9 protein-coding genes are annotated in these 12,221 nt (G+C 65.8%); 7 read left to right on the top strand and 2 right to left on the bottom strand.

Going from position 1 to position 12,221, the window contains the following annotated elements; translation table 11 throughout:
* Positions 1-27 precede the first annotated feature (27 nt).
* On the bottom strand, positions 28-1,269 hold the full coding sequence (locus tag ARC78_RS10445) for an efflux RND transporter periplasmic adaptor subunit (RefSeq protein WP_057506253.1): 1,242 nt from the start codon (positions 1,267-1,269) through the stop codon (positions 28-30).
* Positions 1,270-1,479: 210 nt separating this feature from the next.
* Here ARC78_RS10445 and ARC78_RS10450 point away from each other — a divergent pair, with 210 nt between their 5' ends.
* The 7 genes from ARC78_RS10450 (at position 1,480) to ARC78_RS10480 (ending at position 10,245) form a co-directional block, all read left to right on the top strand.
* Positions 1,480-2,802, top strand: a complete 1,323-nt coding sequence (locus tag ARC78_RS10450; RefSeq protein WP_057506254.1) for an amidohydrolase — start codon at positions 1,480-1,482, stop codon at positions 2,800-2,802.
* 148 nt (positions 2,803-2,950) lie between these two features.
* Complete coding sequence (queF, locus tag ARC78_RS10455; protein ID WP_054658573.1) at positions 2,951-3,769, top strand: NADPH-dependent 7-cyano-7-deazaguanine reductase QueF; 819 nt, start codon at positions 2,951-2,953, stop codon at positions 3,767-3,769.
* A gap of 95 nt (positions 3,770-3,864) precedes the next feature.
* A complete protein-coding gene (locus ARC78_RS10460) occupies positions 3,865-4,164 on the top strand; it encodes a LysM peptidoglycan-binding domain-containing protein (protein ID WP_054658575.1) in 300 nt (99 codons plus the stop codon).
* Between the two features lie 50 nt (positions 4,165-4,214).
* Entirely contained in the window at positions 4,215-4,697 is a 483-nt protein-coding gene (locus ARC78_RS10465) for a hypothetical protein (protein WP_054658577.1), read from the top strand.
* A 405-nt stretch (positions 4,698-5,102) separates the two neighbouring features.
* On the top strand, positions 5,103-7,334 hold the full coding sequence (locus tag ARC78_RS10470) for an NADP-dependent isocitrate dehydrogenase (protein WP_057506255.1): 2,232 nt from the start codon (positions 5,103-5,105) through the stop codon (positions 7,332-7,334).
* Between the two features lie 235 nt (positions 7,335-7,569).
* Positions 7,570-9,300 carry a bifunctional isocitrate dehydrogenase kinase/phosphatase gene (gene aceK / locus ARC78_RS10475; protein WP_057506256.1) on the top strand — a complete coding sequence of 577 codons (1,731 nt, stop codon included), beginning with the start codon at positions 7,570-7,572 and terminating at the stop codon, positions 9,298-9,300.
* A 60-nt stretch (positions 9,301-9,360) separates the two neighbouring features.
* The gene (locus ARC78_RS10480) at positions 9,361-10,245 is read left to right on the top strand and encodes an energy transducer TonB (RefSeq protein ID WP_241772723.1); all 885 of its coding nucleotides are present in this window, start codon (positions 9,361-9,363) and stop codon (positions 10,243-10,245) included.
* 132 nt (positions 10,246-10,377) lie between these two features.
* On the opposite strand, the gene rho is transcribed toward ARC78_RS10480, so the two are convergent.
* Entirely contained in the window at positions 10,378-12,126 is a 1,749-nt protein-coding gene (gene rho, locus ARC78_RS10485; protein WP_057506257.1) for a transcription termination factor Rho, read from the bottom strand.
* Positions 12,127-12,221: the final 95 nt, after the last annotated feature.

Below are 12,221 nucleotides of genomic sequence, written 5' to 3' on the forward strand. Positions count from 1 at the left end.
GAGGGAGGGCGGGTGGCGGCCGGCGCGTCAGCGCGGCGGGCCACCCCGTCCACCACGGCCGCCCTTCTGGCTGGCGGCCTTGAGCTGTTCCTCGGTCGGCGCCGGCGGCGCCTGGCCCGGGGCCAGCGCGTTGACCTTGCTGCCTTCCTTCAGGCGGAACTGGCCTTCGGTCACCACCTTGTCGCCGGGCTGCAGCCCCTCGCTGATCACCACGTGGCTGTCATCGACCTGGCCACCCTGTACGACCGGGCGCAGGGTGACGGTGTTGTCGGGCTTGATCAGATAGACGAAATCACCGGTGCTGCTGCGCTGCACGGCTTCGGCCGGCACCACCACCGCGCCGGGCAGCTCGCCCAGCTGCATGCGCACGTTGACGAACTGGCCCGGCCACAGCGTGCCATCGGCGTTAGGGAATTGCGCGCGCAGGCGGAACGTGCCGCTGCTGGCGCTGATCTGGTTGTCCACCACCTGCAACGTGCCGTCGGCGTTGACCACCGCGCTGCCCTCGCGGTCGAGCGTGGCGGTCGACAACGGGCCGTTGGCCTGCGCGCTGCGCACCGCGTCGAGCTGCTGCTCGGGCAGGTTGAACAGCACATAGGCCGGCTGCAGCTGGGTGACGGTGACGATGGCGCTGCCGGCACTGACCACGTTGCCCGGATCCACCGCGCGGATGCCGGTGACACCGCTGATCGGCGAGGTGATGCGGGTGTAGTCCAGCTGCACCTTGGCCTGGTCGGCCGAGGCCTGCGCGGCGGCGACCGCGGCCTGGTACTGGGCCACCTGGTTGCGCAGCGTGGTCAGGTCGGTCTGGGCGACAAACTGGCGATACTCGGGCGAGCTGGAACGCTCGTAGTTGGACTGTGCGGTGGCCAGCAGGGCCTGGTTCTGGCGTTTGCTGGCCAGGGCCTGATCGTACTGGGCCTGGAAGGTGCGCGGATCGATCTGCGCCAGCAGCTCGCCCTTTTTCACCGGCTGGCCTTCGCGGAAGTTGACGCTCAGCAGCTCGCCGCCCACCTGCGGGCTGACGGTGACGGTGTTGTAGGCGCTCACCGTGCCCTGCGCGGTCACATACACCGGCACGTCCTTGCGCTCGGCGGTCACCGCGGTGACCGGCACCGGTGCGCTGTCGCGGCCACCGCCGTTGCCACCGCGCATGCCCATCGCCTGCCCGGCGGCGGGCTGCTTGCCTCCTCCCATCATCCGGTAGCCGATACCGGCCACCAGCAGCACTGCAATGACCAGCAGCACGATCTTCCAGAAACGCGACATGCAAAAACTCCTGAGGAACCGGTGGGGGAGGACAGCGGGCAAGCCGGAGAGGATAACGTCCGTACCGGCGGGTGGACCCATGACCGATGGGCTACGTGTACAGACCTGCGTACAGGGTGAACGTTCCAGCGCGGGCTTGGTTGACGCTCGTGTGCAGCGGATTTTTGACCTACATTCCGGTCTTCGAGGATTGTGCAAGGGGAAGCGTCGATGGCCCGCAAGACCGTACTGCTGTCCGCACTGCTGTGCGCCCTGTCACCGCTGGTGGCGCAGGCCCGGGACGCCCAGCGTCCGGAAGTGGCTGCTGCCGCCGCGCGGCTGCAGCGGCAGGTGGTGGACTGGCGGCGCGACTTCCATGCCCATCCGGAACTGTCCAATCGCGAAGTGCGTACCGCGGCCAAGGTCGCCGAGCGCCTGCGGGCGATGGGCCTGACCCCCAAGACCGGGGTGGCCGTGCATGGTGTCGTCGCCATCATCAAGGGCGGCCTGCCGGGCCCGAAGATCGCCCTGCGCGCCGATATGGACGCGTTGCCGGTCACCGAGCAGACCGGCCTGCCGTTCGCCTCCAAGGCCACCGCCGAGTACCGCGGCGAGCAGGTCGGGGTGATGCACGCCTGTGGCCATGACGCCCACACCGCGACCCTGCTCGGTGTGGCCGATGCGCTGGTGGCGATGCGCGACACGCTGCCCGGTGAAGTGATGCTGATCTTCCAGCCGGCCGAGGAAGGCGCACCGCCGCCCGAGCAGGGTGGGGCCGACCTGATGCTGAAGGAGGGCCTGTTCAAGGACTTCAAGCCGGAGGCGGTATTCGGCCTGCATGTGTTCTCCAGCGTGCAGGCGGGCCAGATCGCGGTGCGCGGTGGCCCGCTGATGGCCGCCTCCGACCGCTTCGGCATCACCGTCAATGGCCGCCAGACGCATGGTTCGGCACCATGGAACGGCATTGACCCCATCGTCGCCGCCTCCGATCTGATCGGCACCGCGCAGACCATCGTCAGCCGCCGCGCCAACCTCTCCAGGCAGCCGGCCGTGCTCACCTTCGGCGCGATCAAGGGCGGCATCCGCTACAACATCATTCCCGATTCGGTGGAAATGGTCGGCACCATCCGCACTTTCGATCCGGACATGCGCAAGCAGATCTTCGCCGACCTGCGCAATGTCGCCGAACACACCGCCGCCGCGCACGGCGCCACCGCCGTCACCGACATCTATGAGAACGACGGCAACCCGGCCACGGTCAACGACCCGGCACTGACCGCACGCATGCTGCCCAGCCTGCAGGCGGTGGTGGGCAAGGACAACGTCTACGAACCGCCACTGCAGATGGGCTCAGAGGACTTCTCGCTGTATGCCCAACAGGTGCCGGCGATGTTCTTCTTTGTCGGTTCCACCGGTGCCGGCATCGACCCGGCCACCGCACCCAGCAACCACTCGCCGAAGTTCCTGCTCGACGAGAAGGCGCTGGACGTGGGCCTGCGCGCGTTGCTGCAGGTCTCGCTGGACTACCTCCACGGCGGCACCGGCCGCCGCTGATCCGGCAGCACGCGGCGCGCCTTGCTGTGCTGGCGGCGCGCCGGGGCAGGGGGCGCTGCGTTCGAGCCGGCGCCGGAGAAGCCCGTTGGGTCTGCGCCCGGGGCGTCATATAGCGGCCGGTCAAGCGCCAGCCCCTACAATTCCGCCCATGAATACCCCTGAAAATTCCAGTCTCGGCCGCGAGGTCGACTACCCCACCCGGTATGACGCCAGCCTGTTGTTCCCGATCCCGCGTGCCGCCGCGCGTGGCCAGATCGGTCTGCACGGCCCGGCCCTGCCGTTTATCGGCGAAGACCGCTGGCATGTATATGAACTGGGCTGGCTGGATGCGCGCGGCAAGCCCTGCGTGGCCACCGCCACGCTGTGGGTGCCGGCCACCTCGCCGAATCTGATCGAGTCCAAATCGCTCAAGCTGTATCTGAACTCGCTCAACAGCGCCCGCTTCAACAGCGCCGAATCCCTGCGTGAACGCATCACTACCGATCTGTCGAGCTGCGCCGGCGCCGATGTGCGGGTCGAGTTCGGACTGCCGCCGGTTGCCGAAGCACCGGGGCAAAGTGTCGATCATCTGGACGTGGCCATCGACCGCTACGGCCCGCCGGACGAGTCTTTGCTGCTGGCCGATGCCGAGTGCATTGTCGAAGAGACGCTCACTTCGGCGCTGCTCAAGTCCAATTGCCCGGTGACCGGCCAGCCGGACTGGGCCAGCCTCAGCATCCGCTACCGTGGTCCGCGTATCGATCGCGAAGGGCTGCTGCGTTATCTGGTCAGCTACCGTGACCATGCCGAATTCCACGAACAGTGTGTGGAACGCATTTTCCTCGGCCTGATGCACCGCTGCGCTCCCCAGGCGTTGCACGTCGAAGCGCGCTATACCCGTCGCGGCGGCCTGGATATCAACCCGCGACGGACCAGCGCCGGCGACGGCCTGTCCGCTGAAAACGCGTTCCGCGATGCCCGTCAATAATCGCTCCGTCAGCACCGCCGGTTTTTACACCCGCACGATGAAACCTTAACGGGCAGCGTGCAATGGTGGCCTCCAGTTGCGAAGGAGTGACTTGGATGGGTACCGAGAAAAAGGCCGATTTTTCCGATGTCACCGCCACGGTCAGCAGTACGGAGCAGAGCGCGCCCAAGGCCGACTTCTCCGATGTGACTGGAACGGTGGGCAGCACCGAACAGCGCGTTGGCGAACAGCAGTACACCGTGCAGAAGGGCGACAGCCTTTCCCGGATCGCCAAAAACCTGCTGGGCGATGCCAATGCCTGGAAGCAGATCTTTGAAGCCAACAGCGATGTGCTGGACGACCCGGACAAGATTTTCCCGGGGCAGGTGTTGAAGATCCCGCCGCCCCAGCGCTGATCCGGCGCTCTACCGTGGTCTATTCCCCTGGTTTTTCTGGAGCCGATCCGATGAAGAAGACGTCACTGAGCAGTGTCCTGATGATGGCCGTGGTGGGTGCTGCGGCACTGGCCGGTTGCAAGAAGAAAGAAGAAACCGTCATGACGCCGGAACCGGCCCCCGCGCCGGCGCCGATGGCCGAACCGGCACCGCCTCCGGCGGCGCCTGCGGTCAGCGTGACCTCGGTGACCGTGGGCAATACCGCGGCGGCGGACATGTCGGTGGCGCCGATGGCGATGCTCGCCCCTACCGACAAGATCATCGTCTCGGTGAAGACCAGCGGGACCGCCAGCAACGTGAATCTGGCGGCCAAGCTGATGTACCAGGATGGCCAGGTCGCCGGTGAGCAGAGCGCCGTGCTCAACACCACCGATACCGGCACGACCAATCTGGAATTCAGCAAGGCGAGCCCGTGGCCGGCTGGCAAGTACACCGCCGAAGTCATGGTCGACGGCAAGCCGGTTGGCATGCCACAGCAATTCGAAGTGAAGTAAGGAAAGCCGTTCCACGCCGACTCTCTCCCGGTCGTGGAATCGCATGGGCGCTGCCAACGGGCCGCGCCCTTTTTTATGGACGGCCCGGTGGCTGCGCAGTGGCCGGTGCTGTCCCCGGGTCAGACGCAACGGTTGCAATTGTGACCGGCAATCCGTGCCGCGGCATCGGGCGAGACGGCGCAAGGGCTGCGCGCAGGCGCCGGCCCCCGGGAGTTCCAGGCCCTACCTTCGCGTATGGCGCAATTTTGCCGGGACCGGCTTAAACCGCGACAATGCGGAGTGTTTTCCACTTGGTGCGCGTCGAGGTGACATCGCGGCTGGCCTCTGTGCCGATCCCTGCGTCTTGCCTCCATCGCCTGTGCCAATCCACGTTCTGCCTCCGTCAGCAAGAGAGTTCCTGCCCCCATGTCGAATACGCCGAAGATCATCTACACGCTCACCGACGAAGCGCCCTTCCTTGCGACCCAGTCGCTGCTGCCGATCGTCGATGCCTTTACCGCCACTGCCGGTATCACCGTCGAGACCCGTGACATCTCCCTGTCCGGCCGCATCCTGTCGCAGTTCCCGGATTTCCTGAAGGACGAGCAGAAGATCGGCGACGATCTGGCCGAACTGGGCGCACTGGCGACGAAGCCGGAAGCCAACATCATCAAGCTGCCGAACGTGTCCGCCTCGGTGCCGCAGCTCAAGGCCGCGATCAAGGAACTGCAGGACCAGGGCTACGTGCTGCCGAACTACCCGGACGCGCCCACCGACGAGGTCTCGCGCGACATCCAGGCGCGCTACGACAAGGTCAAGGGCAGTGCGGTCAATCCGGTGCTGCGCGAAGGCAATTCCGACCGTCGCGCGCCGCTGTCGGTGAAGAACTATGCCCGCAAGCATCCGCACCGCATGGGCGTGTGGTCGGCCGATTCCAAATCGCACGTGGCGCACATGGACGGCGGTGATTTCTACGGCAGTGAGAAGTCGGCCACCATCGCCAGCGCCGGCAGCCTGAAGATCGAGCTGGTCCAGAACGACGGCAAGACCGTCGTGCTGAAGGAAAAGACCGCGGTCAAGGCCGGCGAGATCGTAGACGCCGCGGTGATGTCGCGCCGCGCGCTGGCCAGCTTCATCGATGCGCAGGTGGGCGATGCCAAGGCGCAGGGCGTGCTGTTCTCGCTGCACCTGAAGGCGACGATGATGAAGGTCTCCGACCCGATCATGTTCGGTGTGGTGGTCGAGGAGTTCTACAAGGACGTGCTGGCCAAGCACGCCGCCGCATTGAAGGAAGTGGGCTTTGATGCCAACAACGGCATCGGCGATCTGTATGCGCGCCTGCCGCAGCTTCCTGAAGCCACCCGGGATGCGATCAAGGCCGACATCGCCGCCGAGTACGCCAAGCGTCCGGCCGTGGCCATGGTCAATTCCGACAAGGGCATCACCAACCTGCACGTGCCGTCGGACGTGATCGTCGACGCCTCGATGCCGGCAATGATCCGTGACTCGGGCAAGATGTGGAACGCCGAAGGCAAGCTGCAGGACACCAAGGCGGTGATCCCTGACCGCTGCTACGCCGGTGTGTATCAGGCCGTGATCGAGGACTGCAAGGCGCATGGCGCGTTCGATCCGGCCACCATGGGCTCGGTGCCGAACGTCGGCCTGATGGCGCAGAAGGCCGAGGAATACGGCTCGCACGACAAGACCTTCCAGATCGCCGCCGATGGCGTAGTCAAGGTCACCGACGAGGCCGGCAAGGTGGTGTTCGAGCACGCCGTGGAAGCCGGCGACATCTGGCGCATGTGCCAGACCAAGGACGCGCCGATCCAGGACTGGGTGAAGCTGGCTGTGTCCCGCGCCCGCTTGAGCAATACCCCGGCCGTGTTCTGGCTCGACGCCAACCGTGCCCACGATGCGCAGGTCATCGCCAAGGTCGAGCAGTACCTGAAGGACCACGACACCAGCGGGCTGGATATCCGCATCCTCGACCCGGTGGCCGCCACGGCGTTGTCGCTGGAGCGCATCCGCAAGGGCCAGGACACCATCTCGGTGACCGGCAACGTGCTGCGCGACTACCTCACCGACCTGTTCCCGATCCTGGAGCTGGGCACCAGCGCCAAGATGTTGTCCATCGTGCCGCTGATGGCCGGTGGCGGCCTGTTCGAGACCGGTGCCGGTGGTTCGGCCCCGAAGCACGTGCAGCAGTTCGTTGAAGAGGATTACCTGCGCTGGGATTCGCTGGGCGAGTTCCTGGCCCTGGCCGCCTCGCTGGAGCATCTGGCCCAGCGCTACGACAACCCGGCCGCCGCGGTGCTGGCCAAGGCACTGGACCAGGCCAACGGCAAGTTCCTCGACAACGACCGCTCGCCGGGCCGCAAGCTGGGCACCATCGACAACCGTGGCAGCCACTTCTACCTGGCCATGTACTGGGCGCAGGCGCTGGCAGCGCAGAATGACGACGCCGCACTGAAGGCGAAGTTCGCCCCGCTGGCCGAGGCGCTGGCCGGCAACGAGCAGAAGATCGTCGACGAGCTGGTCGCCGTGCAGGGCAAGGCCGTGGACATCGGCGGCTACTACCGCCCGGATCTGGCCAAGGCCGGCCCGTCAATGCGTCCAAGCGCAACCTTCAATGCCGCTCTGGCGACACTGAAGGGCTGAGGGACCTGGGCCTGCGCGCACAGCGCGGGCCATCGGAAGCAGAAGGCCTGCATCGCACGATGCGGGCCTTTTTCATGCGTGGCGCGGTGCGCCGGTGCATGGAATTTCGCGGGACTGGGCTCGTGCCGGCGTGTTGGCGTATGGTCGCAGCACGGGACTGGATAAGCATGCGCATGAACAGGTTCTGCTGTTTCCACGGTTGCACCGCCGCCTTGCCTCAACGGTGGCCGCAGGGATGAGTGCATCTGCCGACCAGCACGGGCAGGCGCAGCGGCTGGCCGCGTGCATCGTGCGTGGATTCGAGGACTACCACTCGGGGTTTGCGCAGGTGACGCGCCGCGCGCGCGAGCGCTTCCAGGTGTGCGACTGGGCCGGCGCGCAGCGCGACGCGGTGGAGCGTATCGCGCTGTACGATCAATGCATCGCGCGCTGTCGACAGCAACTGGACGGGCTGCAGCTGGGTGCGGCGCCCTCGCACGCGCTGTGGGCAGAGGTGAAGACCGGCTTTGCCGCATTGATCGATACCCGTATCGACGGCGAGTTGTACAAGACCTTCTACAACACCCTGACCCGGCGCTTGTTCGCAACCCGCGGGGTGGAGGACAGCATCGAGTTCATGGCGCTGGATATCGAGCCCTCCGATGCGATCACCCATCCGGTGGCGCGGCATGTGTATGCGGTGTCGGAAAACCGCCCGGCCGAGGCGTTCTCGCGGCTGCTGGGCGACTACGCCTTTGATGTTCCCTACCGTCATCAACTGCGCTGTGCGGCCGCCATCGCGGTGCGGTTGCAGGACGATCTAGCCCATTGGGGCGCCCATCCGGTGCGTGCGATCGAGCTGCTGGAAACCGTGTTCTACCGCGAGCGCCGTGCCTATCTGGTCGGTCGGGTGTTTGGCGAGCACCGTTTCTCGCCGTGTGTGATTGCCCTGGTCAATGAGGACGACGGTATCCGCGTGGAGGCGGTGCTGAGCCGGCGGCGTGATGTGGCGCATCTGTTCGGGGTTTCGCGCAGCTACTTCCAGGCCGATCTGCCCACCGTGGCTGACGCGGTGGTGTTCCTGCGCAGCATCCTGCCGGGCAAACCGGTGGATGAGATCTACACCGTGCTGGGTCGGGCCAAGCAGGGCAAAACCGAGCGCTATCGCACCTTCTTCAGCCACTTCCAGCAACACCACAACGAGCTGCTGGTGCATGCCGAAGGCACGCCGGGCATGGTCATGTCGGTGTTCACGCTGCCTAGTTATCCGCTGGTGTTCAAGCTGATCCGCGACCGTTTCGCCTGGCCCAAGACCATGAGCCGGCAGGATGTGGAGGACAAGTACGCGCTGGTGTTCAACCTGGACCGCATCGGCCGTCTGCTGGACGCGCAGCCATATCGCCATCTGCGCTTCCCGCGACAGCGTTTCGCACCGGCGTTGTTGCAGGAGCTGGTGGATGAGTGCAGCCAGAGCGTGCACATCGATGGCGACGAGGTGGAGATTGCGCTTTGCTATGTGCAACGCCGGTTCCGCCCGTTGAATCTGTATCTGCGCGAGCAGGGGGCCGATGCGGCGCGCGCGGCCGCGCTGGATTACGCACAGGCGATCCGTGACATGGCCTGCAACAACATCTTCCCCGGCGACATGCTGCTGAAGAACTTCGGCGTATCGCGCCATGGCCGTGCGGTGTTCTACGACTACGACGAGCTGTGCCTGGTCACCGACTGCAACTTCCGCGCCTGGCCGGCGCCGCGCAATCACGAGGAGGCCCTGGCCAGCGAACCGTGGTTCCATGTCGCCGCCAATGATGTGTTCCCGGAGCGTTTTCCGCTGTTCATGGGCTTGCCCAAGGCGCTGCAGGAGCTGGTTGCTGAAACGCACCGCGACCTGTTCGATCCGGCCTGGTGGCAGGGGCTGCAGGCGCGTTTCAGGCGCGGGGAGTTTCCCGATACGCCGCCGTATCCGCGTGCGCTGCGGATCGCCTAGTTGCCGCGGCTAACTATCCGGGCTGTAATCGGCGCACAGCAACCTCAAGGGAGTGTGGTGATGAAGAACTGGTTCCGGGCGATGGGATTGGCCGGTGTCGTGCTGCTGGCGACGCCGCTGGTGGCCACGGCGGCGGGTTACGGGCCGGCCGCTGTGCGCGAGCAAGTGGAAAGCAGCATGCTGGTGCGGGGAGAAGTGCAGATCGAAACCGATGGAACGGTCTCGGCGGTAACGCTGCATCGTGAAGAGAAACTGCCCCGCGGGGTAGTGACGCTGGTACGCGAGGCGGCACTGCAGTGGCGCTTCGAGCCGATCGTGGTGGAGGGCGCCGTGGTCAAGGCCATCGCGCCGATGAGCCTGCGTGTTATTGCCCGCAAAGGGGAGGGCGACAGTTTTGAAGTCGCGCTGCGGGGGTTGAATTTCCAGCGCTTCGATTCCGAAGATCCGCAGAATGTCGCCAGTCTGGACATGCCGCCACCCCGCTATCCGGAGCAGGCGTGGCGTACCGGCGCATCCGGTGATGTCTACCTGCTGGTCAGGGTCGGGCGCAATGGCCAGGTGGAGGATGCGTTTGCCGAGCAGGTGAATCTTGGCTTCCTCAGCAGCGCTGCCGAGCAGCGGCGTTTCCGGGAGCTGTTTGCGCGCAATGCGGTGGCAGCGGCCAGGCGATGGACGTTCCGTACCCCGACCACGGGAGAAACCGCATCGCAGCCGTATTGGAACATCCGCGTGCCGGTGAGTTACCGGCTGAGCACGGGAACGGTGCCCCGTGAGCATGACGGGTACGGGCGGTGGAACAGCTACGTGGCCGGTCCGCGCGAATCCGCGCCATGGCGTGATGCTGCGCAGGAAGCCCACTTCTCGCCCGATACGCTGCCCGAAGGTGGCGTCTACATGGCCGATGCCAAGGGGCCGCGGTTGCTGACGCCACTGCACGGCGGTTGATTGCACGATCCGGTACTGTCCGGGGTACTCCCTGCAGCGGGGGGTACCCGCATCAGCTGGCGCCCGCGTCACGCGGGCAAATGAAAAGCCCCGCTTTCGCGGGGCTTTTCAGTCGCGATCCCGGTGAAGGAATCAGCGTTTCATCGAGCCGAAGAACTCGTCGTTGGACTTGGTGTTCTTCATCTTGTCCAACAGGAATTCCATCGCCGCGATCTCGTCCATCGGGTGCAGCAGCTTGCGCAGGATCCAGATCTTCTGCAGCAGCTCCGGTTCGATCAGCAGGTCTTCGCGGCGGGTGCCGGAACGGTTGATGTCGATGGCCGGGTACACGCGCTTTTCGGCGATACGGCGGTTCAGGTGCACTTCGCTGTTGCCGGTGCCCTTGAACTCCTCGTAGATCACCTCGTCCATCTTCGAGCCGGTTTCCACCAGCGCGGTGGCGATGATGGTCAGCGAACCGCCTTCCTCGACGTTGCGCGCCGCGCCGAAGAAACGCTTCGGGCGGTGCAGGGCGTTGGCGTCGACACCGCCGGTCAGCACCTTGCCGGAGCTGGGCACGACGTTGTTGTAGGCACGCGCCAGACGGGTGATCGAGTCCAGCAGGATCACCACGTCCTTCTTGTGCTCGACCAGGCGCTTGGCGCGCTCGATCACCATTTCGGCAACCTGCACGTGGCGCGCGGCCGGTTCGTCGAAGGTCGAGGAAACCACTTCGCCGCGCACCGTGCGCTGCATCTCGGTCACTTCTTCCGGACGCTCATCCACCAGCAGCACGATCATGTGGACTTCGGGGTGGTTGGTGGTGATGGCTGTGGCCACCTGCTGCATCAGCATCGTCTTGCCGGCTTTGGGCGGTGAAACGATCAGCGCACGCTGGCCCTTGCCCTGCGGCGCCATCAGATCGAGGATGCGGCCGGTGATGTCTTCCGAGGAACCGTTGCCACGCTCCAGGGTGAAGCGCTTGCGCGGGAACAGCGGGGTCAGGTTCTCGAACAGCACCTTGTTCTTCGAGGCTTCGATCGGCTCACCGTTGATGGTGTCCACGATGTTCAGCGCGAAGTAGCGTTCGCCATCTTTCGGAAAACGGATGCGGCCGGAGATATGGTCGCCGGTGCGCAGGTTGAAGCGGCGGATCTGGCTGGGCGAGATGTAAGTATCGTCCGGACCGGCCAGGTAGCTGGCCTCGGCCGCACGCAGGAAGCCGAAGCCGTCGGGCAGGATTTCCAGCACCCCATCGGCGGCAACGCCTTCACCGTGACGGGTCAGCACCTTCAGCAGCGCGAAGATCACGTCCTGCTTGCGGGCACGGGCCACGCCTTCGGAAATCTGCAGCTGCTCGGCCACTTCCAGCAGCTTGTGCGCCGGCATGCGCTTGAGATCGCTCAGCGAATAGACCGGGAAGCCTTCCGGCACGCTCGGCATCGAGCGGGGCACGTAGACCTCATTGCCGCCGTCACCGGACATGCCGCTGTCATCGCGTGGGCGGTTGCGGTCACGGTCGCGACGGTTGCGGAAGCGGTCACGGCGGTTGCCCTGACCCTGACCCTGCGCATTGTGCTGGCCCTGGCGCTGCTGGCCATCGCTGTTGCGCGGCTCGCCGCCATCGTCCTGCGGACCGCTGGATGCAGCAGCCTGTCCCTCATGGCTGCCAGAGCCGGTGGCCGGTGCGGATGATTCGCTGGCCTGAGCCTGAGCCTGAGCCTGAGCCTGAGCCTGAGCCGGCGGTGCGGCGGGCAAGGGCAATGCCGGCTGGGCCGGTGCGGAGGCTGCCGGAGCGCTGGTGTCGCTGGCTTCGACGGTCTTGGCAACGCGCGGCTTGCGCACGCGCTTCTCGACGGGCGCGTCGGTGCTCCCGGTTTCGGAAGGAGTGTTCTCGGACAAGTGCTTGATTCCTCTCGCTTGGATGTGCGAGCGCCCTGCGGGGCGGCGAACTGGTTGGGAAGGGTCCGGGCTAGAACCCGACCGGAGGGTGCGGC

This window comes from Stenotrophomonas pictorum JCM 9942, from assembly GCF_001431585.1.
GTDB lineage: Bacteria > Pseudomonadota > Gammaproteobacteria > Xanthomonadales > Xanthomonadaceae > Stenotrophomonas > Stenotrophomonas pictorum.

Excerpts from the sequence above, each read along its gene's own strand:
- ARC78_RS10445 (WP_057506253.1), bottom strand. The coding sequence starts at position 1,269 with ATGTCGCGTTTCTGGAAGATCGTGCTGCTGGTCATTGCAGTGCTGCTG.
- ARC78_RS10450 (WP_057506254.1), top strand. The coding sequence starts at position 1,480 with ATGGCCCGCAAGACCGTACTGCTGTCCGCACTGCTGTGCGCCCTGTCA.
- queF (WP_054658573.1), top strand. The coding sequence starts at position 2,951 with ATGAATACCCCTGAAAATTCCAGTCTCGGCCGCGAGGTCGACTACCCC.
- ARC78_RS10460 (WP_054658575.1), top strand. The coding sequence starts at position 3,865 with ATGGGTACCGAGAAAAAGGCCGATTTTTCCGATGTCACCGCCACGGTC.
- ARC78_RS10465 (WP_054658577.1), top strand. The coding sequence starts at position 4,215 with ATGAAGAAGACGTCACTGAGCAGTGTCCTGATGATGGCCGTGGTGGGT.
- ARC78_RS10470 (WP_057506255.1), top strand. The coding sequence starts at position 5,103 with ATGTCGAATACGCCGAAGATCATCTACACGCTCACCGACGAAGCGCCC.
- aceK (WP_057506256.1), top strand. The coding sequence starts at position 7,570 with ATGAGTGCATCTGCCGACCAGCACGGGCAGGCGCAGCGGCTGGCCGCG.
- ARC78_RS10480 (WP_241772723.1), top strand. The coding sequence starts at position 9,361 with ATGAAGAACTGGTTCCGGGCGATGGGATTGGCCGGTGTCGTGCTGCTG.